18 protein-coding genes and 1 riboswitch are annotated in these 26,697 nt (G+C 65.4%); of the genes, 6 read left to right on the top strand and 12 right to left on the bottom strand.

Annotation, left to right across the window (positions count from 1 at the left end):
* Positions 1 to 334: 334 nt before the first annotated feature.
* Positions 335 to 2,383 (bottom strand): acyl-CoA dehydrogenase family protein, encoded by a 2,049-nt coding sequence (locus DESFRDRAFT_RS02970; protein ID WP_005990960.1) that lies wholly within the window; start codon positions 2,381 to 2,383, stop codon positions 335 to 337.
* Between the two features lie 239 nt (positions 2,384 to 2,622).
* Here DESFRDRAFT_RS02970 and DESFRDRAFT_RS02965 point away from each other — a divergent pair, with 239 nt between their 5' ends.
* A complete protein-coding gene (locus DESFRDRAFT_RS02965) occupies positions 2,623 to 3,735 on the top strand; it encodes a DUF342 domain-containing protein (RefSeq protein WP_005990959.1) in 1,113 nt (370 codons plus the stop codon).
* A gap of 188 nt (positions 3,736 to 3,923) precedes the next feature.
* Here the strand turns inward: DESFRDRAFT_RS02965 and DESFRDRAFT_RS02960 are convergent, their stop codons facing one another.
* The 5 genes from DESFRDRAFT_RS02960 to DESFRDRAFT_RS02940 form a co-directional block, all read right to left on the bottom strand.
* Positions 3,924 to 6,155 carry a vitamin B12-dependent ribonucleotide reductase gene (locus tag DESFRDRAFT_RS02960; RefSeq protein ID WP_005990958.1) on the bottom strand — a complete coding sequence of 744 codons (2,232 nt, stop codon included), beginning with the start codon at positions 6,153 to 6,155 and terminating at the stop codon, positions 3,924 to 3,926.
* 56 nt (positions 6,156 to 6,211) lie between these two features.
* Complete coding sequence (locus DESFRDRAFT_RS02955; RefSeq protein WP_005990957.1) at positions 6,212 to 6,925, bottom strand: glycosyltransferase; 714 nt, start codon at positions 6,923 to 6,925, stop codon at positions 6,212 to 6,214.
* Between the two features lie 180 nt (positions 6,926 to 7,105).
* A complete protein-coding gene (locus DESFRDRAFT_RS02950; RefSeq protein WP_233489551.1) occupies positions 7,106 to 9,097 on the bottom strand; it encodes a ribonucleoside triphosphate reductase in 1,992 nt (663 codons plus the stop codon).
* Complete coding sequence (locus DESFRDRAFT_RS02945; protein ID WP_233489546.1) at positions 9,021 to 9,791, bottom strand: radical SAM protein; 771 nt, start codon at positions 9,789 to 9,791, stop codon at positions 9,021 to 9,023. The genes DESFRDRAFT_RS02950 and DESFRDRAFT_RS02945 overlap by 77 nt, the downstream gene beginning before the upstream one ends.
* 201 nt (positions 9,792 to 9,992) lie before the next feature.
* A complete protein-coding gene (locus DESFRDRAFT_RS02940) occupies positions 9,993 to 12,026 on the bottom strand; it encodes an APC family permease (protein WP_005990953.1) in 2,034 nt (677 codons plus the stop codon).
* Positions 12,027 to 12,256: 230 nt separating this feature from the next.
* Positions 12,257 to 12,392, bottom strand: a riboswitch (cyclic di-AMP (ydaO/yuaA leader).
* Between DESFRDRAFT_RS02940 and holA the strand changes: the two genes are divergently transcribed.
* From holA to DESFRDRAFT_RS02915, 5 genes are all read left to right on the top strand, one after another.
* Entirely contained in the window at positions 12,382 to 13,494 is a 1,113-nt protein-coding gene (holA, locus tag DESFRDRAFT_RS02935; protein ID WP_233489545.1) for a DNA polymerase III subunit delta, read from the top strand. (Overlaps the previous riboswitch by 11 nt.)
* Positions 13,495 to 13,581: 87 nt before the next feature.
* The gene (gene radC / locus DESFRDRAFT_RS02930; protein WP_005990950.1) at positions 13,582 to 14,268 is read left to right on the top strand and encodes a RadC family protein; all 687 of its coding nucleotides are present in this window, start codon (positions 13,582 to 13,584) and stop codon (positions 14,266 to 14,268) included.
* A 17-nt stretch (positions 14,269 to 14,285) separates the two neighbouring features.
* Entirely contained in the window at positions 14,286 to 14,561 is a 276-nt protein-coding gene (locus tag DESFRDRAFT_RS02925; protein ID WP_005990948.1) for an acylphosphatase, read from the top strand.
* Between the two features lie 138 nt (positions 14,562 to 14,699).
* Entirely contained in the window at positions 14,700 to 17,159 is a 2,460-nt protein-coding gene (gene lon / locus DESFRDRAFT_RS02920) for an endopeptidase La (RefSeq protein ID WP_005990947.1), read from the top strand.
* Between the two features lie 245 nt (positions 17,160 to 17,404).
* Positions 17,405 to 19,444, top strand: coding sequence for a methyl-accepting chemotaxis protein (locus DESFRDRAFT_RS02915; RefSeq protein WP_005990946.1), 2,040 nt, complete (start codon positions 17,405 to 17,407; stop codon positions 19,442 to 19,444).
* A gap of 183 nt (positions 19,445 to 19,627) precedes the next feature.
* Here DESFRDRAFT_RS02915 and DESFRDRAFT_RS02910 read toward each other — a convergent pair whose 3' ends face one another.
* The 6 genes from DESFRDRAFT_RS02910 to hisS all read right to left on the bottom strand — a co-directional run bounded on the left by DESFRDRAFT_RS02910 (position 19,628) and on the right by hisS (position 26,569).
* Entirely contained in the window at positions 19,628 to 20,983 is a 1,356-nt protein-coding gene (locus DESFRDRAFT_RS02910) for an RsmB/NOP family class I SAM-dependent RNA methyltransferase (RefSeq protein ID WP_005990945.1), read from the bottom strand.
* Entirely contained in the window at positions 20,980 to 21,825 is an 846-nt protein-coding gene (locus DESFRDRAFT_RS02905; RefSeq protein WP_005990944.1) for a DUF116 domain-containing protein, read from the bottom strand. Before DESFRDRAFT_RS02905 ends, DESFRDRAFT_RS02910 begins: the two co-directional genes overlap by 4 nt.
* A gap of 19 nt (positions 21,826 to 21,844) precedes the next feature.
* Positions 21,845 to 22,810 carry a methionyl-tRNA formyltransferase gene (gene fmt / locus DESFRDRAFT_RS02900; protein WP_005990943.1) on the bottom strand — a complete coding sequence of 322 codons (966 nt, stop codon included), beginning with the start codon at positions 22,808 to 22,810 and terminating at the stop codon, positions 21,845 to 21,847.
* 8 nt (positions 22,811 to 22,818) lie between these two features.
* Complete coding sequence (gene def, locus DESFRDRAFT_RS02895; RefSeq protein ID WP_005990942.1) at positions 22,819 to 23,352, bottom strand: peptide deformylase; 534 nt, start codon at positions 23,350 to 23,352, stop codon at positions 22,819 to 22,821.
* 4 nt (positions 23,353 to 23,356) lie between these two features.
* Positions 23,357 to 25,162 carry an aspartate--tRNA ligase gene (aspS, locus tag DESFRDRAFT_RS02890; RefSeq protein WP_005990941.1) on the bottom strand — a complete coding sequence of 602 codons (1,806 nt, stop codon included), beginning with the start codon at positions 25,160 to 25,162 and terminating at the stop codon, positions 23,357 to 23,359.
* Between the two features lie 141 nt (positions 25,163 to 25,303).
* Positions 25,304 to 26,569: a histidine--tRNA ligase gene (gene hisS / locus DESFRDRAFT_RS02885; RefSeq protein WP_005990940.1), complete on the bottom strand. Its 1,266-nt coding sequence runs from the start codon at positions 26,567 to 26,569 to the stop codon at positions 25,304 to 25,306.
* Between the last annotated feature and the right edge of the window lie 128 nt (positions 26,570 to 26,697).

Genomic DNA, 26,697 nt, shown 5'->3' with positions numbered 1-26,697 from the left:
CTTTTTTGAAAAAAAGGGGTTCCCTCCCCCGGACCCCCACCCTCCCCAAAAAACTTTACAGGGGTTGTAGCCTAACCAAATTGGCTTCCAATGCGGCGCTTCGCCGCTGGCGCACCTTGTCGCCGCAATCGCGTCCGGCGTCGGGGCGCGCAGCGCCGCGTGCCGCCGGGCCGATTGCGGCGACAAACGTTCGGCGTCCCCGCCGTCCGCCTGTCCCAACCGCACTGTCATCCATCATCCCGACCCGGTAAAGGGGGGCCCGGGGGGCATCAAGCCCCCCGGCGGGTCCAGGGCAGCGCCCTGGCGGGGTCTGGGGCGGAGCCCCACCCCCCAGTTACAGCGGATAATCGAGCGCTTCCGGGATCATCACCTGGGTGATGGCCTGGCCGGCGCGTTCGCGGGCGGCTCCGGCTCCGGCCATGGAGATGTCCACGGCGGCGCGCAGGGCGGCGAACGCGGCCAGGTCCGCGCCCTCGGGGGCGTAGCCGCACACGAGGTTCGCGCACACGCGGGCGGCCTCGCCGGCGGCCTTGGCGGCCTGCAATTTGGACAGGTCGCTGAAAAAGGAGACGTAGCCGTCGAGGCCCTCGGCCACGACCGGATTTTCCGGGCCCTTGGCGGCCAGTTCCAGGATATCGAGAATGAACAGGCGGCTGGCCAGAAGCGGGCACAGCGCGTCGGCCAGGGGGAAGGTCACGGCCTGGCGGTTGCTGTGGTAGAGCTTCTTGCCGTCGGCGTCCTTGCCCTTGGCCAGGACTTGCAGGGAGTGCTTCCAGAGCTTGAAGCCGGCGGCCACGGTCGCCGCGCCGGTCTCGGGATTGGTCGCGGCCACGCGGTCCATCTCGGCGATGTAGTTGTCGAGGTAGACGGCGAAGATGTCGCTGGCCATGGTGATGGAGAGCTGGCGGCGCTGCACGCATTCGGGGCCTTCGTAGGTGGCCTCGAGCTGGCCGTCGCTCCATTTGTGGAACAGGAAGCCCGGGCAGTCCTCGGTAATGCCGTAGCCGCCCATCATGGCCACGGCCTCGCGCATGACGGTGGCCCCGCCGCCGGTGTTCCAGAGCTTGCAGGCCGGGCACAGGACGCCGGCCTCGGCTTCGAGGGCCTGGTATTTGACCACCGGGTCGGCGTCGAGGGCGGCGAACCGGTCGGCGTCGCGGGAGTCCTCGGGGGTGAAAAGCAGATTCACGTATTCGACGGACTGGGGCAGGACCTTTTTGAGCGCTGTCAACTGGGCGCGCATGCCGGTGACGCCCGCGTCGGCCAGGGCCTTGTCCTTGGCCTTTTCGGTCGGGTCGAGATTGTCGAAGAGCCGGGCCGTGCCGAACCCGAGGGACGCGCCGGCTTCGCCGGCCGCCCAGACCTCGGCCAGACGGATGGGGGCGTCCTGCTTCTGCTGGATGCCCAGCTCGTACTTGGGCGTGCCCTCGGCGCAGGCGTCGCCGCCACGGAAGCGGCCGCGCTGGTAGCGGATGACCGGCTCCACGGCGGAGAGCAGCTTGGCCGTGGTCATGAGCGCCACGGGCACGCGGGTGCGGTGGAACACGGCGGCAATGATCTCGGAGTGGGAATAGTTGGGGACGATGCAACCGTCCTTGACCGTGTAGCCGCCGATGATGCGGCTGGCCGGCACCTTCATGCTGAAGACCGGATCGCGGGTGGAGGACAGCTGGTGGACCATCTTGAGGGTGGGCGCGCCGCGGTCAAAGAGCCCCGGGTCGGTCTCCTCGAGGATGACCATGCAGGAGGTCTTGATGCGCGGGTCGGCGGTATCCACGGCCACGGTGGCGAAATTGGCGAAGTCCATGCCGGTGATGAAGCGGCCGCGCTTGTCCACCAGGAGCATGGGTTCCCCCCCCTCTTCCCAGGAGTCCACGCGGACCTTGCCAACGAGCACGCCCGTGTCCACGCCGACGTAGGGCAGGGGCTCGGTCAGGGCGAAGGCGCCGCGCCAGGTGGTCTGGCCGGGCGTGGGGGCGGCCAGGCTCATGTAGTGGTCGCGCTGTTCGTCGGTGCCGCGCTCGTGGATGGGCGACAGGGCCAGGTTGCCGGCCAGGGAGCAGGTGGCCGCGCCGGCGTCGACCCAGGCCAGCTCGAAGGCGACCAGGGCCAGGGCCATGTTCTTGGGGCCTTCGATGAAACCGCCCTGATGGGGGTCCATGAACACGGCGGTGATGCCGGCTTCGTCAAAGGCGGCAAGGAGCTGGGCTTTCTGTTCGGTCCATTCGTGGGAATGGCGCGCGCCTTCGGCCACGAGCCGGGCGACCACTCCCCTGGCCACGGAGCGGGCGGATTGGACGGCCATCTGGAGGTCGAAGCGGTCGGCGAAGCGCCACATGATTTGCCGGACGTCGTCGCCCGGAAGCGTGCGAAGAGTTTCCATAGGATTCGCCTTAGTTCGAGGTTTGGACGCGCCAGGGCGCATGGATTTTGCAAAAGTATGAGACATTAAAATATTCGGCCCAAAGCGTCAATAAATGGACGACGGCGTGCCAGGTGACAGCCCCGTTTTCATCCGGCGAGGATTTTACCCTCCCCAACTCCGCGACAGGGCTTGTATTACCCCAGCCCCTTAGGTACGTATCTCAATAAGGGCACCTTGCAAACCGGCGGACTCCCCCCATGCCGTATCGCCTGAAATACTATTTCGATCCCGACTACGAACATCGTCGGCTGCGGCCCAAATGGCGCGACGACGGATCCGTGGATCAGTACGACCTGGGCTACGTGCAAAACGTGGTGGTGGCGCAGGCCCTGGCCGAGTGGGAGGATATCAGTCCGGACCACACCCCCCTCCCCGGGGAGGTGGTGGCGGACCAGCCCGCTTTTTCCCACGGCGAGGGCTGCCGGGTGGACCCGGAAAACCCGAGAAGGCTCATCGCCTCGGTCAACGGGCACGTGGCCTGCGCCGACGGCAAGATCACCGTCCACGACACGCTTTCGATCGGGCACGACATCGATTTCCACACCGGCAACATCGTGGCCATCGGCGACGTGCTCGTCGGCGGCTCGGTGCGCTCCGGCTTTCTGGTCATGGGACGCAACATCACCGTGCGCGGCGCGGTGGAGGCGGCCCGGATCCAGGCCATGGGCAACATCTCCTGCCAGTCCGGCATCATGGGCGGCAGCAAGGCGTCGCTGCGGGCCGGCAAGAGCCTGCGGGCCAAATTCTGCGAAAACGCGGCGCTCCATGCCGCGGGCAACATCCTCATCGACGGATCGAGCATGCATTGCCGGCTTTTCGCCGGGGAAAAGCTGGCCGTAAAGGCCCGGTTGATCGGCGGCGAGGCCTATTGCGGCGACGCGGTCTACGTGGGCGAACAACTCGGCGGCACCGGCCAAAGCCAGACGCGGCTGCTCGTGGGCTACGATCCCGAACGCATCCACAAGGACCAGCGCCTCAAGGCCCGCATGGCCGAGGCGCACATGGAAATCGAGGCCTGCCGCTTCGAGATGCAGCGGGGCAGCGAACGGGTCGAAGCCTACGCGTCGGAACTCACCCGCTACGAAAGACTCCTGAGCGTCTGCAAGGCCCAGCTCTGGCAGTTGTGGTCGGGTCCCGACGCCCTGCGCCGGTTCGCCGACTGCCGGGTGATCGTGCCGGGACGTGTCGGAGCCAATGTCGAAATCAACATCGGCGAGGCGTTTCTGACCGTGCCCGAAGACACCCACGACGTGGTGTTCCGCTACCAGGACGGCGAAATCGTCATGGAGCACCCGGCGTTGCGCAAGTAAGACGGGAAGAAAAGAGCCGGGGGGAACCCTTTCTACAGAAAGGGTTCCCCCCGGGCCCCCCTCCCAAAGACTTTTAACGGTAACAACTTATCATCGTTAGAAGTTTTTTGGAGGGGAGAACGCGAGAGGGGGACCCTTTTTTCAAAAAGGGTCCCCCTCTCGCATCGCTTTATCCCAAATAACTTAACTCATCCGCACTTGGTATAGCCGCAGGCTTTGCAGACGTGGCAGCCTTCCTCGAAGGTCAGCTCGCCGCCGCAGTCCGGGCAGGTGGGGTGGGTCAGGTTGCCGGTGTCGTCGTGGATAGGCGCGCCTTGCAGGTAGCGGTTTTCCAGCACCCAGGACACGGCGTCCGGGATGGAGAGCAGCAGGCCCTTTTTCTGGAAGACCGGATTTTCGCCGCCGATGCCCTTGAGCTGGCCCACGATGTCGGCCACGTCCACGCCCGAGCGCAGGGCCAGGGACACCAGCCGGCCGATGGCCTCGGCCTTGGCCGTGACCGAGCGGCCGGACTTGCCGATGGTGGCGAAGACCTCGAAGGGCTTGCCTTCGACCTCGTTGACGGTGAGGTAGAGTTCGCCGAGCCCGGTTTTGACCTTCTGGGTGAAGCCGAAGACGATGTCCGGGCGCACGCGCACCTTGCTCTGTGGCTTGCCCGTCTCGGCCTGGCCGCCCTCGCCCGTGCACAGCACCTGACCCGCCTTGCAGCCGTCGCGGTAGACGGTCACGCCCTTGCAGCCCAGCTCGTAGGCCAGCCAGTAGATTTCCCGGATGTCTTCCTTGGTCGCCTTGTTCGGCAGGTTGACGGTCTTGGACACGGCGTTGTCCGTGTATTTCTGGAAGGCGGCCTGCATCTTGAGGTGCCAGACCGGCTCGATGTCCATGGCCGTGACGAAGACGTCGCGCAGCTCTTCGGGCAGCATGCCGATATGGGCGATGGAGCCCTTGCGGGTGACCTCCTCCATGAGGCTTTCGGAATAGGCCCCGGCCTCCTGCATGGCGGCCACGAAATGGGGGTTGGCCTCCACGAGCTTTTCGCCGTCCATGACGTGGCGGGAAAAGGCCAGGGCGAAAAGCGGCTCGATGCCCGACGAGCAGCCGGCGATGATGGACAGGGTGCCGGTCGGGGCGATGGTCGTGGTGGTGGCGTTGCGGTAGGGGCCGAGGTTGCGCTTGCCGAAGACGGACTCGGCGTAGGCCGGGAAGGGGCCGCGTTCGGCGGCCAGGGTCTTGGAGGCGGAGCGCGCCTCGCCCTGGATGGTCTCCATGACCTTTTCGGCCAGGGACAGGGCCTCGGTGCTGTCGTAGGGGATGCGCAGGAGGTAGAGCAGGTCGGCGAATCCCATGATGCCGAGCCCGATCTTGCGGTTGGCGCGGACCATCTCGGTGATCTGGTCCAGGGGATAGCGCGAGGCGTCGATGACGTTGTCGAGGAAGCGCACGGCCAGATGCACGGTCTCGGTCAGCCCCTTCCAGTCGATGCCGTCCTCGGCCTCGGGGTCGAAAAAGACGGAGAGGTTGATGGAGCCGAGGTTGCAGGCCTCGTAGGGCAGCAGCGGCTGTTCGCCGCAGGGGTTGGTCGACTCGATTTCGCCAAGGGCCGGGGTGGGATTGTCGCGGTTGATGCGGTCGATAAAGACGATGCCGGGGTCGCCGGATTCCCAGGCCTTGCGCACGAGAAGCGAAAAGACCTCGGCCGCGTTCTGGCTGCCGACCACGCGCTTGTCGCGGGGATCGACCAGGTCGTAGTCCTCGCCTTTTTCCACGGCCTGCATGAAGCGTTCGGTCAGGGCCACGGAGATGTTGAAATTCTGGAGCTCGTTTTCGCGCTCCTTGCAGGTGATGAATTCCAGGATGTCGGGGTGGTCGATGCGCAGTATGCCCATGTTGGCCCCGCGCCTCGTGCCGCCCTGTTTGACCTGCTCGGTCGCGGTATTGAAGATGCGCATGAACGAGACCGGGCCGGAGGCCACGCCGCCGGTCGAGCCGACGCGGCTTTTTTTCGGGCGCAGCCGGGAAAAGGAAAAGCCGGTGCCGCCGCCGGACTTGTGGATGAGCGCCGCGAATTTCACGGCGTCGAAGATTTCCTCCATGGAGTCGCCGACCGGCAGCACAAAGCAGGCGGCGAGCTGCCCGAGGGGCGCGCCGGCATTCATGAGCGTCGGGGAATTGGGCAGAAAGCGCATGCCCGTCATGAGGTCGTAGAAGGCCCGGGCCAGGGCCTCGGGGGTGAAGGGCGACTTGTCGTAGTGCGCCTCCATGGCGGCTATGGCCGTGGCCACGCGCCAGAAAAGGCTCCTGGCGTCCTCGGTCGGCTCGCCGTCCGGGCCTTTTTGCAGGTAGCGCTTGGCCAGGACCACCTGGGCGTTGGGATTGATGGCGGGTTCGGGCAGATCGGCGGGCATGGGCAGGGTTGTCATAGGCGGCGAATCCTCGGGTTCAAGGTCAAAAAAAGCGCGGTCGCGCGGGACGTTTTTTACAATTGCAGGTCGAAATCGGCGAGGATGTCCTTGTCTTCCATCACATCGCCGCGAATGTAGTTGTACAGGTTCATGTCGTGGATATTTTGCAAGAAAATAGGCTTCGTTTCGATCTGCGCGACCGGGGCCTTGTCGTAAATGGACGGGTGCTCGACCCAGAAAACGGTATGAGGCGGTTTGTTGCGTTCGAGCAGACTGACGAAGGCATTGGTCGGATCGTAGAAATCATAGCAGGAACCGTTGCAGTACTGTAGCCCGTTGGGGAAATTGATGAAAAGTTCCGGAGGAACTTGTTTGCCTGAGGAGAGAACTTTTTCGACCACGTCATGGATTATGGCGACGAATTTCCGGGACAAGGCGTCATCATTATCCAATCTTGTCGTCAGATAATAATCCGCCTCGGGAAACATTGTTACGATGCGCTCTTTGACTTGCGGCAGGATCGTCGGAAATTCCTTGCAATAAAGAGGTATGAATTTCTTATATTTTTGAAGAAACGCGATGATACGACGAAATTTTTCAGGGGTTTCTGCATCGAACAAGACAAGCCAGACAAAATCCTGGCATTGCTGGCCCACGACAGAAGGAAGGCAGAAGGTGTTGAAGAGCTCAAAGCGTTCAGCAAGCCATGTGTCGCTCAGGCGAAAGTCATAACATCTTGTATCGATGTGGGCATTGAAACGCGTGACTATGCAATGCTTGAAAATCATGGCGTATAATGATGTCCACCAACTAATTTTATACCATTTGCTCCAGCACGATTTCTATAAAGGCCGCCAAATTCCAAAAGCCCCGGCGAAGCAGATGCGCACACCAATCAAGATCATCCGATCATGACGGGTCTCGGGCAGGGCCAAGCCCTGCCCAAGACCACGTCACAAGAAAAACGACTAGCAGACTTCCCCGTAGGTCAGCCGCTCGGCGTACTCCGCCTGCTTGCCCTTGTTCCACATGGACACCGGCCGGTAGTAGCCCACGATGCGCGTGAACACTTCCGACGGCGCGCCGCACTCCGGGCACTCGAAATGCTCGCCCTTGATGTAGCCGTGGGTCTTGCACACCGAGAACGTCGGCGTGATCGACAGGTACGGAATCTTCGTCATGGTGAAGGCCTTGACGATAAAGGACTTGAGCGCCTCGGTGTCGGCCACGGCCTCGCCGAGGTAGGTGTGGAACACCGTGCCGCCGGTATAGAGCGGCTGGAGCTTGTTCTGGTGCTCCAGGGCGTAGAAGACGTCGCGCGAGAGCCCGACGGGCAGCGTGGTGGAGTTGGTGTAATACGGCGTGCCGTTGCCCGAGGCCTTGATGTCGCAATAAAGCGCCTTGTCGATCTTGGCCAGGCGATAGCTCGTGCCCTCGGCCGGGGTGGCCTCCAGGTTGTAGAGGTTCCCGGTCTCCTCCTGGAACCGCGACGTCAGCTGGCGCAGGTGCCCCAGCACCCGGGTCATGAGCCGCAACCCGGCGTCCGTCTCGATACCCTTGCCGAGGAGGTTCATGCAGGCCTCGTGGCCGCCGACCAGTCCGATGGTGGAGAAATGGCCCTTGAAGCCGTTTTTGAGGTAGCGCCGCGTCCAGGGGAAAAGCCCCCGCTCCAGGTTGTCGCTGATCATCTTGCGCTTGAATTCCAGCGCGTCCCTGGCCAGCTCGGCATACTCGGCGACAAGGTCCAGGAAATCCTCCTCGCCCTGGGCCAGAAACGCCAGCTTGGGCAGGTTCAGCGTCACCACGCCGACGGACCCGGTCAGGTCGCCGGCGCCGAAAAGCCCGCCCACCTTGTTGCGCAGCTCCCGCAGGTCCATCTGCAACCGGCAGCACATGGAGCGCACGTCCTCGGGCGAGAGGTCGGAGTTGATGAAATTCTGGAAATAGGGCGCGCCGTACTTGGCGGTCAGCTCCAAAAGCAGGGTGCCGATGTCGGAATCCCAGGGGAAATCGGCCGTGATGTTATAGGTAGGGATGGGAAACGAAAAAATCCGGCCGTGGTAGTCGCCCTCGGCCATGACCTCCAGGAAGGCCCGGTTGATCATCTCCATCTCCGGCCGGAAATCGCCGTAGGTGGCGTCGCGCATCTCGCCGCCGACGATGACCGCCTCCTTGGCCAGATGCTTGGGCGGGGCCAGATCGAAGGTCAGGTTGGTAAAAGGGCTCTGCCCGCCCCAACGCGAGGTGGTGTTGAGGTTGAAGACGAACTTCTGCATGGCTTGCCGCACTTCGCGGTAAGAAAGGCCGTCCTCGCGGATAAAGGGGGCGAGGTAGGTGTCTACGTTGTTGAAGGCCTGGGCCCCGGCCCACTCGTTTTGCAGCGTGCCCAGAAAATTGACCATCTGGCCGAGGGCCGCGTCGAAATGCCTGGCCGGACCGGCGCAGGAGCGCCCGGGCAGGTTGAAGCCCTCGAGGAGCAGGTCGCGAAGGCTCCAGCCGGCGCAGTAGCCGGCCAGGCCGAACGACAGGTCGTGGATGTGGAAATAGCCGTGGTCGTGGGCCTCGCGCGCTTCCTGGGGATACTTGCCGAGGGCGTAGCGGGCCTGGACCGTGCCCGAGAGGTGCAGCATGAGCCCTTGAAAGGAGTGCGTCATGTTGGCGTTTTCCGCCACCCGCCAGTCGGTCTTGGAAATGTAGTTGTCGATGACGTCGGAGATGTCAAGGTAGGCGGCCTTTTGCTCGCGCAGTTCGCGCCGCTTTTCGCGGTACACGATGTAGCGGCGGGCCACGGCGAAAAGCCGCGACTCCATGAGCACCTGTTCCACCGCGTCCTGCACGGCCTCCTGTTCGGGAACGTCGACGCCCTCGAGCTTGGCCTCGACCTTATGGGCAAGCCGCGTGGACAGCAGCGGGTCCTGGATGCCGCTGGCCTTGAGGGCCTTTAAAATCGCCTGGGCGATGCGTTGGGTCGACCACGTTTCCAGACATCCGTCGCGCTTTCGAATCTGCTTGGGCATGCCCCTCCTCCTCCCTTTTGAAGCTCGGCTTGCGAAAAGCTTGCACGGTGAGTGTGAAACCCGACGGCAGGGCCTCCCTAATTTCCCTGACGTCGTCCTCTGTCAGTTCCGGAACGCGGGTGGTGCGAAAGGCGAAGCGGTCCGGATGCCGCAACGCCAGGGAAAAGACCTCGCCGAGGCGGTCGGCCGCCTCTTCCGGGGTCACGGCCCCTCCCGTGACCAGCCCGTACTTGGCGTAAGGCGCCTTGACGTCCACGGAAAAGCGCGCCTCGGGCAGCCGGCCGAGCACCTCGGCCAGAACGTCCGGCCGCATGCCGTTGGAATCGATCTTGACGGCCGGGCCGCAGGCGGCCAGCTCGGCGGCGAAATCGGCCAGACCGGGCGCCAGGGTCGGTTCGCCGCCGGTGACGACGAAGCCGTCGAGCCATTTGGCGTGGGAAGCGGCGAAGCGGCGCACCGAGGCGGCGGCAAGCGGCGTCTTGCCCGCGCCGCCCCAGGCGAGGCCGGCGTTGTGGCAGTACGGACAGCGCAGGTTGCAGCCGCCGAAAAAAAACACGGCGCTAAGGCGCCCCGGCCAATCACACAGGGACATGGGCTCAATGCCGCGCACGAGCCCCCAGGCTTGAGAAACCTTCATTTTATAGCAATACCAGTAAGGTAGAGATGAAACGACAGCCCGGGCGCTCCCCAACAACCCGAGCCAAAGGCTCCCCTGACACCCCCGAAAATCGTTATCCGTCATACTCCGCACAGGCCCGATTGCAAGCGCAAGTTTTCCCCAGCCCCCTGGGGGAAACGCCAACGCCCCGCCATGCCGGACGATCCCCGGCGTTTTTTTTCAGGCGGCCATGACCGGTCCGCCGTCGGGCCGGTCGAGCATGACGGGCATGATCATAAACGGCAGCCCCAGCCGGTAGAGTTGGCGCTGGAGCGTGAAGACCACGTAGTTGTGGAGCAGCCGGGTGAGAAAGGTCTCCTTTTCGAAGACGATCTGGCCGCCGAAGAAGATGGCCTTGGGATAGCGTTCGCGAAGCGGCGGGGCCAGATCGAGAATCTCCTGCACGATGTCCGTGCCCACGGCCCAATGGGCCTCGGCGTGGTAGCCCCGATCCCGCATGAGCCCGACATAGGTTTGCAGGTCGCGCTCCATGCCGGCCTTGAGCCGCGCCAGCTCCTCCGCGCCCCTGAACACCGCCGCGTCCACCACGCCGATCTGCACGAAGACGAAGTTGGCGATGTCCTTGCCGAAAAGCCGGACCACGGAGAGCAGGGTGTGGATGCCGAGCCCGTTGAAGCCGTTGACGAAGATGACGGCCGTCGGGGCGCGCGGGTCCGGCGCGGCCACGGGGGCGGGATTGTCCGGGATGGGCGGGGTGTAGGGGTTTTCCGGGTCCACCACGGCGCGCAGCACGTCGAGCTTGCGGATTTTGGCCCCCACCCGGTTGTAGTGGCGGCGGATGCCCCAGGCGGCGGCGGCCAGCAGGCCCGTGATGAGAAGCGTCACCCAGCCGCCCTCGAAAAACTTCACCCAGGTGACCATGACCAGGATGAAGGCCGTGAGCAAAAGCCCCAGGCCGTTTAGGCAAAGCCCCTTTTTCCAGGGGGCGCGCTGGCCGCGCGCCCGCCACCAGTGGCGCACCATGCCGAGCTGGGACAGGACGAAGGTGATGAAGACGTTGATGCTGTAGAGCACGATGAGCAGGTCCACCGAGCCGTGGGAGACGAGCATGAGGACAAGCGCGCCCGCGCCCATGAGCAAAATGCCGTTCTGGGTGACGAGCCGGTCGGAAAGCAGCGCGAACCGGGCCGGCAGCCAGCGGTCGATGGCCATGTTGGACAGCACCCGCGGTCCGTCGACAAAACCGGCCTGGGCGGCGACGAACAGGAGCAGCGCCTCGGAGACGAGGGTCACGAGCACGAAGCCGCCGCCGAGCGTCGGGCCCCAGCCGGCGGTCACGGCCCCGAACAGCACGGCGTTGAGCGTCTTGCCTTCTTCCGGCCGCACCTCGAAGAGCAGATAGCACACGATGATGCCGACCACGGTCAGGGCCAGGGACAGGGCCATGTAGAGCATGGTCCGCTTGCCGGTCCGCTCCCGGGGCTCACGCAGGATGGGCAGGCCGTTGGACACGGCCTCGATGCCGGTATAGGTGCCCGCGCCCATGCTGTAGGCGTGGAGCACCAGGAGAAACATGCCCATAAGCCCCAGTTCCCTGTCGGCCACGGCCACGTCCCGGGCGACGCGCGCGGCCACGGCCGGCATGGCCCCGGCGTGGGAAAAGATGCCGTAGCCGAGGGCCACGGCGTGGGTGACCACGAAGAGCATGAAGATGGGCACCAGGGCCATGACCGATTCCTTGACCCCGCGCAGGTTCAAGACAATCAGCAAGACGACGCCGACGACCGCCGCCTCCAGGCGGTAGGGCAGCCAGGCGGCGGGCAGGAAGCTGAAGACCGCGTCCGCGCCGCTGGCGACGGACAAGGTGATGGTCAGCACATAGTCGATCAGAAGGGCGCAGCCCGAAACCATGCCGACCGACGGGGAAAGGAGCCGGCTCGCCACGATGTAGCCGCCGCCCCCGGTGGGAAAAAGCTCGATGATCTGGGAGTAGGCGGCGCTTATGACGCCGATGGTCAGCGCCGTGCCAAGGGCCACGAACACGGCCAGGAAGGTGTGCTTGCCAAGGGCCAGATAGGCCTCGGCCGGGCCGTAGCACGACGAGGACAATCCGTCCGCGCCGAGCCCCACCCAGGCGAAAAAGGCGATCAGCGACAGTTTGTGGAAAATCGACTGGTCGGCCAGGTTGATGGAATCGCCGATGACGGCGCGACGGACGCGACTGGCCAGCGAGGCCTGTTTTTGCATGGACATGGGAAATCCTTGCGCGATGGCAGGGAAAGGGAAGGAAACCGCTGCGGACGGTCCCTGGATCGGGGACCTAGGCTCCCAGCGCCGACGCCACGGCCGGAAGGAAGCGCAAAGCGGAACGCGCAAGGGAGCGCGGCAAGGCCCAACGGACCTGGCGGGCGGACTGGCGCGGCGGCATGGGCATCCCTCCGGACGACCGGTTGCGGGAACCCGACGCGCGCAATGTGGTGGCGGGGGTCCCCCTTCGACGTCTACGAGGTTAGCTGACGGGCTCGGGCCGAAGAGGTTGCCCTACGCCTTGCGGCGATGCGCCCCGGGAATATGGGTCCCCCGCTCCCGCCTTGGGGCGGGACTCGACGTGGCTGGCTTGGTAACGCCACGGCCCGTCCGCGTCAACGGGGCGGAAAGTTCCTTTTCCCGGGCCCCTCCCGGGGCCAAGCCCGTTGCCCCCCGGCCGGGCCTCGGCTACTCTTCGCCCATGAACCGTCCCGGCTTTTCCTTCCTGGCCTGTCCCGATCCGGAGATCATCCGCGACCGCGTCGACCGCCTGCTGGCCGAACAAGGCTCCGGCTTCGACAAAGCCGTCTTCTGGGGCGACGAGGAGCTTGGCGATCCGTTCTGGAGCGCGCTCACCGTGGCCAGCCTTTTTTCCGGCCGCCGGGCCTTGGTCCTGCGCCGGGCCGAGGCCTGTCCGGCGGAGTTCTGGCCCAAGCTGGCCGCGGCGCTGCGCGGCTTCAACGACGCGGTCTGGCCGTTTTTCTGCCTGGAGGGGGCGTTTGACCGCAAAGGGCCGAAGTATCCCAAGGGGCTTGCGACCCAGCCGTATTTCAAGGTGGCGGAAAAGCGGGGCTGGCTTTTCGTCTCGCCGGGACTCACCCGCCGGGACATGGGGCCGCTGCTCGCCGACTGGGCCGGGGGCCGGAAACTGGCCTTCGAGCCGGGGGTGGCCGAGGCGCTCGCCGCCGCGCTGCCGCTGGACCTCGCCCGGGCCGACAACGAGCTGGCCAAGCTGGAACTCACCCTCGGCGACCGCTCGGTCCTGACCATGGACGACGCGGCCCTTGTCGGCGGCCACGAGGGCATGGACGGCTTCGCCTTCCTCGACGCCCTGGCAAGCGGCCGCGACCCGGCCGCCGTGTGGCGCGAGATCGGGGAAAAGCAGCTTGCCGGCGAGGACATGGTCTTTCCCTTCCTGGGCCTGCTCCTCTACGAGGCCAGGATCATGTGGCGCATCGCGGCGGGCGAGGCCGGCGACGTGCGCCTGCCGTCCTTTGTCATGCAAAAAAAGCAGGCCATGGCCCGGCGGCTGGGCGCGGCCGGCCTGACCCGCATTTTCGAGGCGGCCTTTGCCGCCGAATCCGGCATCAAATCCGGGGCCAGACGGCCGGACCAGGCCATGGAATACCTCACGGCCGAACTTTTCCGCCTTTTTGGCGGCAATGCCAGGCAAACACGTCCGCTTTCGTCATGACCGGCCGTCTTCGCCCCGCCTTTCCCGCCGTCCGTGCCGTGAAACGTCCCCCCAAATCGTCAAAACGCCTTGCCCAGGCCGCACACTATGCTTACTAAGAAGGAAACGCCGCACTATCTGGGTCACCGTCGGCGCCTCAAGGACCGCCTCATGAGCGATCCGCGGGCCCTGGCGGACTATGAGGTGCTGGAGCTCGTCCTTGGCTACGTCAACGTGCGCCGCGACAACAAACCGCTGGCCAAGGAACTGCTTTCCCGCTTCGGCAGCCTGCGCGGCACGCTTTTGGCCCGGATGGAGGAATTGCGCGACGTGCCGGGGTTCGGGCCCGGGGCCGAAGAATTCGTCACCTTGTGGCGCGAGGCCTGGGCCCGGTTTCACGAACAGCCGGCGCGCGACAGAATAGTGCTCAACGCGCCCGATATCGTGGCCGACATGGCCCGGGCCCGGATCGGAGCCAAAGAACGCGAGGAGTTCTGGATGGCGCTTGTGGACACCAAAAACCGGCTGATCGGCTGGGAGCAGGTGAGCAAGGGCACTGTGGACCAGGCGGCGGTCTACCCCCGCGAAGTCCTCGGCGTGGCCCTGCGCCACAAGGCCAGCGGCATGATCCTCGTGCACAACCATCCAAGCGGCGATCCCAGGCCTTCGACCGAGGATGTGGAGTTTACCCGGCGCATAAAAAGCGCGGCACGGGAAATCGACCTGCGGCTGCTCGACCATCTGGTGGTGACGGAGAACCGGTTTTTCAGTTTCCAGGCCGAAGGCATGATCTGACGGCCAAGGAGGAAATCATGACGCCAAGTCTGCATGCCACCGTGTCCGGCAAGGTTCAGGGCGTGTATTTTCGGGCCTGGGTGTTCGACCAGGCCAAGAGCCTCGGGCTCTCCGGCTGGGTGCGCAACCTGCGCGACGGCCAGGTGGAGCTTTTGGCCCAGGGCGAAGCGCCCGCGCTTGCCGCCTTCAAGGAACGCCTGCCCGGCGGCTCGCCCCTGTCCCGGGTGGAGTCGGTCGCGGCCGAGATGATCGACTACGACAAGGCCTACGACGGCTTCGAGATCCGAGGCTAGGCCGGCGCGACACGTTTTTTCCCGAAACGCATGGTTGGCGCGGCGACCGAACGCCCCCGCGCCGGCCGGCTTTTCCCCCAAGCGTCACCCCTTCCGGCGGCCTCCGCGCCGGAAGATCACATAGGAGCAAGGCACATCATGGACAACGAATTCGATCCGACCAAGACCACCGTGACCCCGTCCCAGCCTGAAGGCGACGCGGCCGACGGCAACGAGGCCCCGGTCGCCAGCGAGTCCGAAGAGAAGAACCTGCCCGACATTCCGGCCGAGCTGCCGGTTCTGCCCGTGCGCGACATCGTGGTCTTCAACTACATGATCCTGCCGCTGTTCGTCGGCCGGGAGAAGTCCATCCAGGCCGTGGACGCGGCCATAAACGGCTCCCGCTATATCCTCATCCTGACCCAGAAGGACGAGAAGGTGGACGAGCCGGGCGAGGACGACCTCTACCGCGTGGGTACGGTGGGCATGATCATGCGCATGCTCAAGATGCCCGACGGCCGGCTCAAGGTGCTGGTCCAGGGGCTCACCCGGGCCAAGGTGACGGAATTCGTCTCCTCCGATCCCTACCACCTGGCCAAGGTGGAGGTGCTCGGCGAGCGCGACACCAAGGAAGTGACCCTGGAGCAGGAGGCCATGATGCGGGCCGCCAGGGAACAAAGCGAAAAGATCCTGTCGCTTAGGGGCATGCCCGCGGCCGACATCATGGCGGTGCTCAACAGCGTCAACGAGCCCGGCCGCCTGGCCGACCTCGTGGCCTCCAACCTGCGCATGCGGGTGGAGGAGGCCCAGCGCCTGCTCGAATGCGAAGACCCCATCGAACGCCTGCGGCTGGTCAACGAGCAGCTCGTCAAGGAGGCCGAGGTGGCGGCCATGCAGGCCAAGATCCAGAACATGGCCAAGGAAGGCATGGACAAGGCCCAGAAGGACTTCTTCCTGCGCGAGCAGATGAAGGCCATCCGCCGCGAACTCGGCGAGGGCGGCGAGGAGTCCGACGAGCTCGAGGAGCTCAAAGGCGCCCTGGACAAGGCCGGCATGCCCAAGGAGGTGAAAAAGGAGGCGGACAAGCAGTTCAAGCGGCTCGCCTCCATGCACCCCGATTCCTCGGAATCCGGGGTCATCCGCACCTACCTCGACTGGCTGGTGGACCTGCCCTGGAAAAAGATGTCCAAGGACCGCCTCGACATCAAGGAAGCCAAGCACATCCTGGACGAGGACCACTTCGACCTGGAAAAGGTCAAGGAGCGCATCCTGGAGTACCTGTCCGTGCGCAAGCTCAATCCGGCCATGAAGGGGCCCATCCTGTGCTTCGTCGGCCCCCCCGGCGTCGGCAAGACCTCCCTTGGCCGGTCCATCGCCCGGGCGCTCGGACGCAAGTTCGTGCGCATGTCCCTGGGCGGCATGCGCGACGAGGCCGAGATTCGCGGCCACAGGCGCACGTACATCGGCTCCATGCCCGGCCGCGTGATCCAGAGCATCAAGCAGGCCGGCACGCGAAACCCGGTCATCATGCTCGACGAAATCGACAAGGTGGGTTCCGATTTCAGGGGCGATCCCTCCTCGGCGCTGCTCGAGGTGCTGGACCCGGAACAGAACAACACCTTCCAGGACCATTACTTAAACGTCCCCTTCGACCTGTCCAAGGTGATGTTCATCTGCACGGCCAACATCCTGGACACCATTCCGGGACCGCTGCTCGACCGCATGGAGCTGATCCAGCTGCCGGGCTACACCGAGCAGGAGAAGGTCAAGATCGCCAGGCGCTACATCCTGCCGCGCCAGATCAAGGAAAACGGCCTGGAGCCGGGCGACATGACCATCTCGGACAAGGTGGTGGCCCGGGTCATCCGCGACTACACCCGCGAGGCCGGGCTTCGCAACCTCGAACGCGAAATCGGGTCCGTGGCCAGAAAGCTCGCCCGCAAGAAGGCCGAGGGCGAAAACCCGCCCTTCCGGGTGACCGTCGCCTCGCTGGACAAGCTGCTCGGCCCGGCGCGGTTCATGGACGACGAACGCGAGATGGAGCTGCCGCCGGGCGTGGCCGTGGGCCTTGCCTGGACGCCGGTCGGCGGGGCGATCCTGCACATCGAGGCGGCAACGCTGCCGGGCAAGGGCGCATTGCAGCTCACGGGCAAGCTCGGCGACGTGATGAAGGAATCGGCCCAGGCGGCCCTGACCTACGCCAAATCCAGGGCCAAGGACCTGGGCATCGACCCCGAGGTGTTCGAGAAAAACGACATCCACATCCACGTCCCGGCCGGGGCCACGCCCAAGGACGGCCCGTCGGCCGGCGTCACGCTGGTGACGGCGCTGATCTCGGTCTTGACCAACACGCCGGTGTGCAACGACGTGGCCATGACCGGCGAGATCACGCTGCGCGGCCGGGTGCTGCCCGTCGGCGGCATCAAGGAGAAGGTCCTGGCGGCGGTCGCCGCCGGCATGAAGCGGGTCATCCTGCCGGCCCAGAACATGAAGGACCTGCGCGACATCCCGCGCGACCTGCGCAGCAAGATCAAGGTCCTCCCGGTGGAGCGCATCGACGAGGTCTGGCCGCTGGCCTGCACCGTACCGGAGCAAAAGAAAACGGACGCGGCCAAGTAACGCTTGCCGCCAAACGACCGAATACGGCCGGAGCCTTCGGGCTCCGGCTTTTTTTGTCCCGCCCGCCTGGCCTTCCGTACGCCAGTGAAAGTATTTATTTGGCATAACCTATTGACCCAACTAAACTTTTACAATATTTATTTTCTTGATTCCTCATCGGTTCGTGGAAGGGCGCAAGGTATGCCCTTTCGGAAAAAACGCGACGTTTCGCCGCGCGTCTTCAACCCTGCCAGGGGAGGTAGGCCATGCGCATCGGCATCACCCCGAAAATCGTCGTCCTCGTCGTTTCCTCCGTCATCATCGCCAGCATCGCCGTGTTCGTCTCCGGGCGCATCGCCTTCGAACGCGGCTTCACCAAGGAATACGACCAGACCATCGAAGCATTCAAAAACGTCGGCGCGGACAGCATCCAGACCCTGCGCACCCAATTGCGGACCCTGGCCAAGACCCAGGCCGTGCGGCCGAACGTCATCGCCGGCATAAGCGGCGGCGACGTTTCCCTGCTTTCCCGGCTGGCCCGGGACCTCGTCGCTGCCGGACAGGTCAAGGCCGTCCTTTTTACCAATGCCGCCGGCACTGTGCTGGCCGCCGCCGGGGCCGCCGAGGGCCTGCCCGAAGCCCTGGCCAAGCGCGGCGCAACGCTGCGGAGCGGTGAGGAAACGATCGGATTCGCGCCTGTGGGCGAAAAGCGCCTGCCCCTTGTGGCCACGGCCCCGGTCCGCAAGGACGGCGCCCTCGTCGGCAACGTCGGCGTGGTGGCGGAACCGGCGGCGGACAATACCTGGGTCGACCACATGCGAAAGACGCTCGGCGTCGAAGCCACCATCTTCTCCGGGACGACCCGCATCTCCTCGACCATCATGGACGGCGGCCACCGGGTCATCGGCACCACCATCTCCGACGCCCAGGTCAACCGGGAGATCCTCGGGGAGGGCAAACCGGTCTTCCGCGAACTGACGCTATTCGGCAAACCCTTCGTCTCCGTCTACTGGCCCCTTAAGGACGCGGACGGCAAACCCGCGGGCATAGGGTTCGTGGGCAAGGAGATGGACGAATTGGCGGCCGCCCTGGGCGCGGTCAACCGGTCCGCCGGTCTTTCGGCCGGCGTCGTGGTGCTCGTGCTGGCCGGGTTGGGATTTTTCTTTTCCCGGCGCTTCACCCGGCCCATCCTTGCCCTGGCCGCTTTTTCCGGGGCGGTGGCGGGCGGAAAGCTCGACGCGGAACTGACCGTCGCCCAAAACGACGAGGTGGGCGATCTGTCCAAGGCGCTCCACAGCATGGTGGTCACGCTTCGGGCCAAGATCGGCGAGGCCGAAGCCGCCACGCAAACGGCCAGGGAGGAATCGGACAAGGCCCGGTCCGCCCAGGCCGCCGCCGAAAAAGCGCGGCACAAGGGCGAAACGGCCCGGCGCGAGGGCATTCTCCATGCGGCGGCGCGCCTGGGCGAGGTCGTGACGATTGTGGAACGCGCCACGGACGCCCTGCGCGGCCGCATCGAACAGTCCCGCCAAGGCTCGGACGTCCAGTCCCAACGCGTGGGGGAGACGGCCACGGCCATGGAGGAGATGAACGCCACGGTCATCGAAGTGGCCCAAAACGCCGCCCAGGCCGCGTCGACGGCCGACCAGACCAAGGGAAAAGCCGAGGGCGGCGCGGCAATCGTTTCCGAGGCCGTGGACCGCATCGCGGCGGTACGGGACCAGACGCTGACCCTCAAACGCGATATGGGGCAACTCGGCGCACAGGCCCAGAGCATCGGGGCCATTGTCGGGGTGATCAACGACATCGCCGACCAGACCAACCTGCTGGCCTTAAACGCCGCCATCGAAGCGGCCCGAGCCGGCGAGGCCGGGCGCGGCTTCGCCGTGGTGGCCGACGAAGTGCGAAAGCTCGCGGAAAAGACGATGAGCGCCACCAGGGAAGTCAGCGAGGCCATCCACGGCATCCAGCAAGGCACGCGCACCAATGTGGACAACATGGAGCGCGCCGTGGCGGAAACCGCCGAGGCCACGACCAAGGCCCAGGAATCGGGCGAGGCGCTCACCGCCATCGTCTCCCTGGTGGAGTCCGTCGCGGACCAAGTACGGGCCATCGCCACGGCCACCGAGGAACAGTCCTCGGCCACCGAGGAAATCAACCGCTCCATCGTCGAGGTCAACGCCATCTCGTCCGAAACGAGCCAGTCCATGACCGAGGCGGAAAAGGCCGTCAGCGAACTGGCCGAACAGGCGACCGCCCTGGTGGAGTTGATCGAATCCATGCAGCGCGAAGCCGCCGGCGACTAAGAGGCCGGGGGGAAACTTTTCTGAAGAAAAGTTTCCCCCCGGACCCCCTTTCAAAAGACTTTTAACGATTACAGCATGTTGACGTTGCCACTCCTGTAACCGTAAAAAGTTTTGGGGAGGGGAGAGCGCGAGAGGGGGACCCTTTTTTCAAAAAGGGTCCCCCTCTCGCACTTTCTTATCTCCTCACCCCTTCCTTAACACGGCACCGTAAAAGGTTTCACCGAGGGTGGGCGAGGGGGTGGCGGGGATTTCGGTTTCGAGGGTCAGGTCGTGGTGGCGCGCGCCGAGGCGGTCGATATTGCCTTCGTTTTCGGCCGGGTGGGCGGTGCAGGTGACGTAGACGATGCGTCCTCCCGGGGCCAGGGCGGCGTAGGCCGCTTCCAGCATGGCCCGTTGCAGCCGGGTGAGCCCGGCCACGTCCTCGGGCCGGCGACGCCATTTGGAGTCCGGGCGTCTGGCCAGCACGCCGAGGCCCGAGCAGGGCGCGTCGAGGAGGATGGTGCCGATGCGGCCCGGGGCGAGGGGCAGCCGCGTGGCCGAGCCCCGCAGCACGCCCAGCGGCGAGACGCCCAGGCGCGCCGCCTCGCGGCCGAGTCCCGAGAGGCGTCCGGCGTGCATGTCCCCGGCGATGACCTTTTTGCCCGCCTCGGCCAAAAGAAGCGTCTTGCCGCCTCGGCCGGCGCAGGCGTCGAAGATCGGTTCGGGCCAGTCGTCGAGGCGCAAATCGTAGAGAATGCGCTGGGCAGCGGCGGATTGCCGCGACAGCCGCCCGTCGGCCAGGGCGGCCATCAAATCCAGGCCGGCCGCACCGGGCAGGTCGGTCCCGGCCGGAAAGGCCAGGGTGGGGAAATCGGCGGCCAGCACCCCGGGCGCGGCGGCCAGGGCGTCGAAAAGAGCCCGCGCCCCGTCGCGCGACCGGTTGACCCGAAGTCCGAGCGGCGCGGGTTCGAGCTGGGCGGTCAGGTAGGCCCGTGTTTCCTCGGGGCCGAAATCGCGCAGCCACATGGCCACGATCCATTCCGGGCAGGAATAGAAGCGGCTCAGGTATTCCGCTTCGTTGCAACGGTCCCGGCAATAAAAGTCCGGGTCCTCGAAGGCGGCGGGGTCGGCGGCAATGCGCCGCAGCACCGCGTTGGCCATGCCCGAAAGCCCCTTGCCCGCCTTGGCCCGCACGGCCGAAACCGCCCAGTCCACCGAGGCGTAGGCCGGGACCTTGGAGCAAAAAAGGATCTCGTAGGCAGCCAGTTCGAGGATGCGGCGCACAGGCGCGGGCACGGCGTCCGGCCGTTTGAGGAACCGCGCGCAAAGAAAAGCCATCCGCCCGCGCAGGCGCAGATAGCCGTAGACGAGTTCGGTGGCCAGCCCCCGATCGCGGGGATCGAGCCCCGGCGCGGCGAGCAGGGCGGCGTCCAGGGCCGCTTGGACGTCCTGCCCGGTTCCCGGCCCCTTGCGCCGGGACGGCTGGGGCAGCACCTTGGCCAAAACGGCCAGGGCCAGCTTGCGGGCCGGCGGCGGCGCGGAGTTTCCGGTAGGGCTCAATGCGACCCGCCCATGGCGGAAATGGGCGCGCCAAGGGGCGCCCGTCCGGTAAACCGGTCGAAAACGGGGCTTTTCGCCTCGCCGTTGACCAGGAAAAAGCGCAAGGCCGATTCCAGATGCGGCAGGGGCACCTGGGTATCCAGACAGGGGCCGTTGGGGCGCTCGTTGAGCACGCCGTAGACCGGGATGGGATAGGTGTCCTGGATGCCGCTACTGAGATCCCGCTCGCAGGCCACGGCCAGAATCAGGCGCGGCCGCTTCTGGACCACGATGCGCCGGGCGATGGTGCCGCCGGTGGCGATGGCGATATGCACGCCGTAGGCCTCGGACAGGGTGAGCAGCCCGTCCACCGGGCACTGGCCGCAACGCTTGCAGTTGTTGATGTCGTAGGTCAGCCGGCGCAGGCAGCGGCTGGACTGGAGGCAGTGGGGCAGGAGCACGAGGACTTCCGAGGGGTCGTAGCGTTTGTGCTCGGCGGCCACGAGCTCGTTGTTGACCTTGATGAACGAGCTGCGCACCCGGCTTTTGGAAATGTGCAACAGCCGGGCGAAAATGGTCATCAGCGGCAAAAACACCTTGGCCATGACACCGCGCAGATGGTCCGAGCCGAGAAACGACCGGCCCAGGGCGACGCTTAGGGCGAGCCCCACCGTGGCCCACAACACGACCACGATGGCGGCGGCGAAAACCACGCCCATCAACAAGGGGGCCAGGGGATGGATATTGGCCAGGCCCACGTAGGGCACGGCCCAGACAAGGGCCAAAAGCACGCACACGGCCAACCCCGTGCCGCACAGAAGCCCGATGAAAAGGCGCTTTCTCGAGGGTTCGTTTCGTTCCACCAACGCTCCGTTTTCCCCGTCAGGACGCCTCAGGCGGGCCGCATACGGCCATGGCGTCGTCCTCGCACTTGCCGAGGTAGCCGCAGGAAAAAGCCTGGGCATCCATGGGCCGTTTTCCGGCCGGGACCACTGTGGGGATGAGATAGACGGCATCGGCGCAGGCCACGCCCAGATGGCAGTCCATGACGCCCAGGATGTCGCCGGGCTTGGCCCCGGGCGGCAGCGGGCAGCCCACCTTGCCCGGATGGGCGATGATGCGCAGGGCCGGTTTGTCCGGGGCGGGACGCCAGAAGAAAAAAGCGCCGGGATGGGGCGTCATGGCCCGGATCAGGTTATGGACTTCCCGGGCCGGGCGCGACCAGTCGATAAACGCCTCGGCCTTGTCGATCTTCTTGGCGTAGGTGACCTTGTCCGGGTCCTGCTCGACCATGGGCACCCCGCCGACGCGCAGCCGTTTGAGGCAGTGCGCAAGCACCCGGCCGCCGAGGTCGGCCAGTTCGGCCCGAAGTTCCCCGGCGGTATCGCCCGCGCCGATGGCCAGGGCCCGCTGCATGATCATGGGGCCGGCGTCGAGCGCCGCCACCATGCGCATGATGGTCACGCCCGTGAGCTGATCGCCGGCGGCGATGGCCCGCTCGATGGGGGCCGCGCCGCGCCAGGCCGGCAGCAGCGAGGCATGGACGTTTATGGGCATGAGCCGGGGGATGTCGAGCACGGCCTGAGGCAGGATCATGCCGTAGGCGGCGACGACCAGGATGTCCGGCTTGTAGGCGGCCAGGATGTCCACCGCCGCCGGGTCCCTGAAGGACTCGGGCTGGTGGATGGGCAGCCCCTTTTCCAGGGCCAGCTCCTTGACCGGGCCGACATGGCACTTCTTGCCCCGGCCGCAGGGACGGTCGGGCTGGGTGTAGACGGCGGCCACGCGCACGTCGTCGCTTTCCAGCAGATGCTCCAGGACCGTGGCCGCAAACTGCGGCGTGCCCATGAAAACGGCTACGAGTCTTTCCGGTCCGTCTGCTGCTGGAGCTTCTGCTTGGCCCATCGTTTCACCCGCTTGTCGTACATGGCGCGCTTGAGCCGACTGATGTGGTCGATAAAAAGCACGCCGTCGAGATGATCGATCTCGTGTTGGAGACATACGGCCAAAAGGCCGTCGGCCTCAAGGCAAAAAGGGTTTCCGTCGAGATCGGTGGCGCAAACGGTCACCGTGGCCGCCCGCTTGACGTTGGCGCGGTAGTCCCGCACCGACAGGCAGCCCTCGTCGTCCTCCTGTTCGCCTTCCGCCTTGGTGATGACCGGGTTGACCAGGTTGATGCGCTCTTCGCGCTTGTCCGGCCCGGACAGGTCGATGACCACCAGCCGGATGGAGCGTCCGACCTGGGGCGCAGCCAGTCCGACGCCCTGGTTGGCGTACATGGTCTCGGCCATGTCGTCCGCCAGTTGGCGAATTTCGGGCGTGACCCCGGGCACCGGCTCCGACTTGGCGGCCAGGATCGGATGCGGGTATTTGAGTATTTCCAAGAGCATGGTCCTAAGCTTTGTCTTTGTCCTTGTCCCGCGACCGCAGCTTGATGCCGAGTTCACGCAGTTGCCCCGCCGACACTCCGGCCGGCGCGTCGGTCAGCAGGCACATGGCCTTCTGGGTCTTGGGGAAGGCGATGACGTCACGGATGGATTTGGCGCCGGCAAGGATCATGATAAGACGGTCGAGGCCAAAGGCAATGCCGCCGTGGGGCGGCGCGCCGAACTCCAGGGCCTTGAGCAAAAAGCCGAATTTGTCCTCGGCCTCCTGGTCCTCGATGCCGAGCGCCGCGAACATGGCCTTCTGGGTGGCCCGGTCGTGGATGCGGATGGAGCCGCCGCCGATCTCGTTGCCGTTGAGCACGAGGTCATAAGCCCGGGACAGGGCCTGGCCCGGGGCCTCGGCCAGCTTTTCCAGATGCCCGGACTGGGGCGCGGTGAAGGGATGGTGCTTGGCGGCGAAGCGTTTGGCCTCGGGATCGTATTCCAAAAGCGGAAAATCCGTCACCCAGACCGGGGCGAAGGAGCCTTCCGGAATGAGCGAAAAGCGTTCACCCAGCTGGATGCGCAGATAGCCCAGGGCCGTGTTGACCATTTCCGCCGCGCCGGCCTGGAAGAACACGATATCGCCGACTTCGAGGCCGAAGGCCTCGGCCAGCCCGGCGCGCTCCTCGTCGGAGAGGAACTTGGCGAACGGCGACTGCCATTCCCCTTCCTTGATCTTGATCCAGGCCAGGCCCTTGGCCCCGTAAATCTTCACGAACTCGGTCAGGTCGTCGATCTCCTTGCGGGAGAGCGCCGCGCCGCCGGCCACGCGGATGCCCTTGACCAGCTCGGCCTTGGCGAACACCTGGAACTGGCTGCCGCGCACCACCTCGGTCACGTCCACGAGCTTGAGGCCGAAGCGCACGTCGGGCTTGTCCAGGCCGTAGTCGCGGATGGCGTCGGCGTAGGTCATGCGGGGAAAAACGTCGGGCAGGGCGATGTCCATGGCTTCCTTGAACATGGTGCGCACCATGTTCTCGGCCATGCCCATGATCTGCTCCTCGTCGACGAAGCTCATCTCGATGTCCACCTGGGTGAACTCGGGCTGGCGGTCGGCGCGCAAGTCCTCGTCGCGGAAGCATTTGACCACCTGGTAATAGCGGTCGAAGCCGGACATCATGAGCAGCTGCTTGAAAAGCTGGGGCGACTGGGGCAGGGCGTAAAACGAGCCGTTGTTGATGCGGCTCGGCACCAGGAAGTCGCGCGCGCCCTCGGGCGTGGACCGGGTCAAAACGGGCGTTTCGACCTCCAGGAAGCCCAGGCCGTCCAGGTAGCGGCGGATGCTTTGCACGGCATGGTGGCGCAGGATCAGATTGCCGGCCAGCTTGGGCCGGCGCAGGTCCAGGTAGCGGTATTTGAGGCGCAACAGCTCCGAGGCGTCGATGCGGTCCTCGATGGGAAACGGCGGGGTGGCGGCGGTGTTTAGGAGCTTGAACTCGGTGATCTCCACCTCGATCTCGCCGGTGGGCATGCCGGGGTTGGCCATGCCCTCGGGACGCGGGCGCACCCGGCCCTTGACGGCCAGCACGTATTCGGTGCGCAGCACGTGGGCGCGCTCCAGGGCCTCGGCGCTGCCCTCGGGGCAGAAAACGACCTGGGTCAGCCCGCCCCGGTCGCGCAGGTCGATGAAAATCAGGCCGCCGTGGTCGCGGCGGAACTGGGCCCAGCCCATCAGGCACACTTCGCTGCCGACGTCGGACGCCCGCAGCGCCCCGCAATCGTGGCTGCGCCGCCAGTCGTCCAGCCTGTCGAGGACAAGCGTCTCGCTCATGGAGTCATCCTTTTTTCAAGGATGTAGGGAAAAACTTTTCGGAAAAGTCTTTCCCCACGCCCCTTTTCAAAAATTTTATATCGATAATCCGTCAAATCGCGAAAAATACGTTCCCGCTCCGGAAAAAAATCCGGGCCCTGCCTACTCGTCCTTGGCCTCTTCGAGACGGGCGCGCAGGTGGGCGACGAGCATGTCCCGGTTGATGGTCTCCTGTCCCCCGGCGGTCATGTTCTTCACCACCACAGTGCCGGCGGCCAGTTCGTCCGTGCCGAGCACCAGGCAAAACCGCGCCCCGGATTTGTCCGCGGCCCGCATCTGGCTTTTGACGCTGCGCGCGGCGTAGGGCGCTTCGCCGGAAAATCCGGCCCGGCGCAGGTCCTGGGCCAGGAGCAGCCCCCGGTCGAGCCCCGAGGCGTCGAGCACGGCCAGATAAAAATCCGGAGCCGGCTCGTTCACCTTGTCGATCAAAAGCGCCAGCCGCTCCATGCCGCAGGCGAATCCCACACCGGGCACATCCGGCCCGCCGATGGCGGAAACCAGCCCGTCATAACGGCCGCCGCCGGCAACCGACGACTGGGAGCCGATGTCGCCGGAGACGATCTCGAAGGTGGTGCGCACGTAATAGTCGAGGCCGCGCACCAGCCGGGGATTGAGCGTGTAGCGCAGGCCGGCGGCGTCGAGCATGCCCGTGACCGTGGCGAAATGCGCGGCGCACTCCGGGCACAGGTGGTCGGTGATCTTGGGCGCGTCGGCGGTGAATTCCTTGCACTGGGGCACCTTGCAGTCAAGGACGCGAAGGGGATTGGTGAGCTTTCTGCGCATGCAGTCCTCGCAGAGCTGCTCCTTGTGCATGCCCTTAAGGAACTCGCGCAGCACGTCGAGATAGGCCGGCCGGCACTGGCGGCAGCCCAGGGAATTGAGCTCCACGGTCAGGTCGGCAAGGCCCAGGGCGCGCAGGTACTGGTCGAGCATGAGCAGGACCTCGGCGTCGAGGAGCGGCTCCGGGGACCCGACGGCCTCCACGTCGATCTGGTGGAACTGGCGCATGCGGCCCTTCTGCGGCCGCTCGTAGCGAAACATCGGCCCGTAGGCGAAATATTTGACCAGCCCCTCATTGGCGCGGCCGTCCTCGACCAGCGCCCGCATGACCCCGGCCGTGGCCTCGGGGCGCAGCGTGAGCGAGCGGCCCTTGCGGTCCGGAAAGGTATACATCTCTTTTTGCACGACGTCGGTTTCCTCGCCGATGCCCCGGGCAAAAAGTTCGGTGCGCTCCAGGACCGGCACGCGCAGTTCCTTGTAGCCGTAACGGGAAAAAACGGCCCGCGCCGTCTTTTCGATAAAGGCGAAGACCGTGGAGTCTGGCGGAAAAAGGTCCGCGAACCCTTTTATTTTCTGTATCTTTTCCATGGGAAGCTGGTCCGGGATAAGCGCGAGGCCGCGTCGTTAAAAAAGAGGAGTGAAATTAGACGAGTCGTGCCGGGATGTCAAAAGCGTGGAGGGAGGGCAGGAGATGTGAGGATGATTCGAGAGGGGGA

Origin of the sequence: Solidesulfovibrio fructosivorans JJ], assembly GCF_000179555.1 — a bacterium.
GTDB classification, from domain to species: domain Bacteria; phylum Desulfobacterota; class Desulfovibrionia; order Desulfovibrionales; family Desulfovibrionaceae; genus Solidesulfovibrio; species Solidesulfovibrio fructosivorans.
This window is presented reverse-complemented; position numbering and strand designations above follow the sequence as displayed.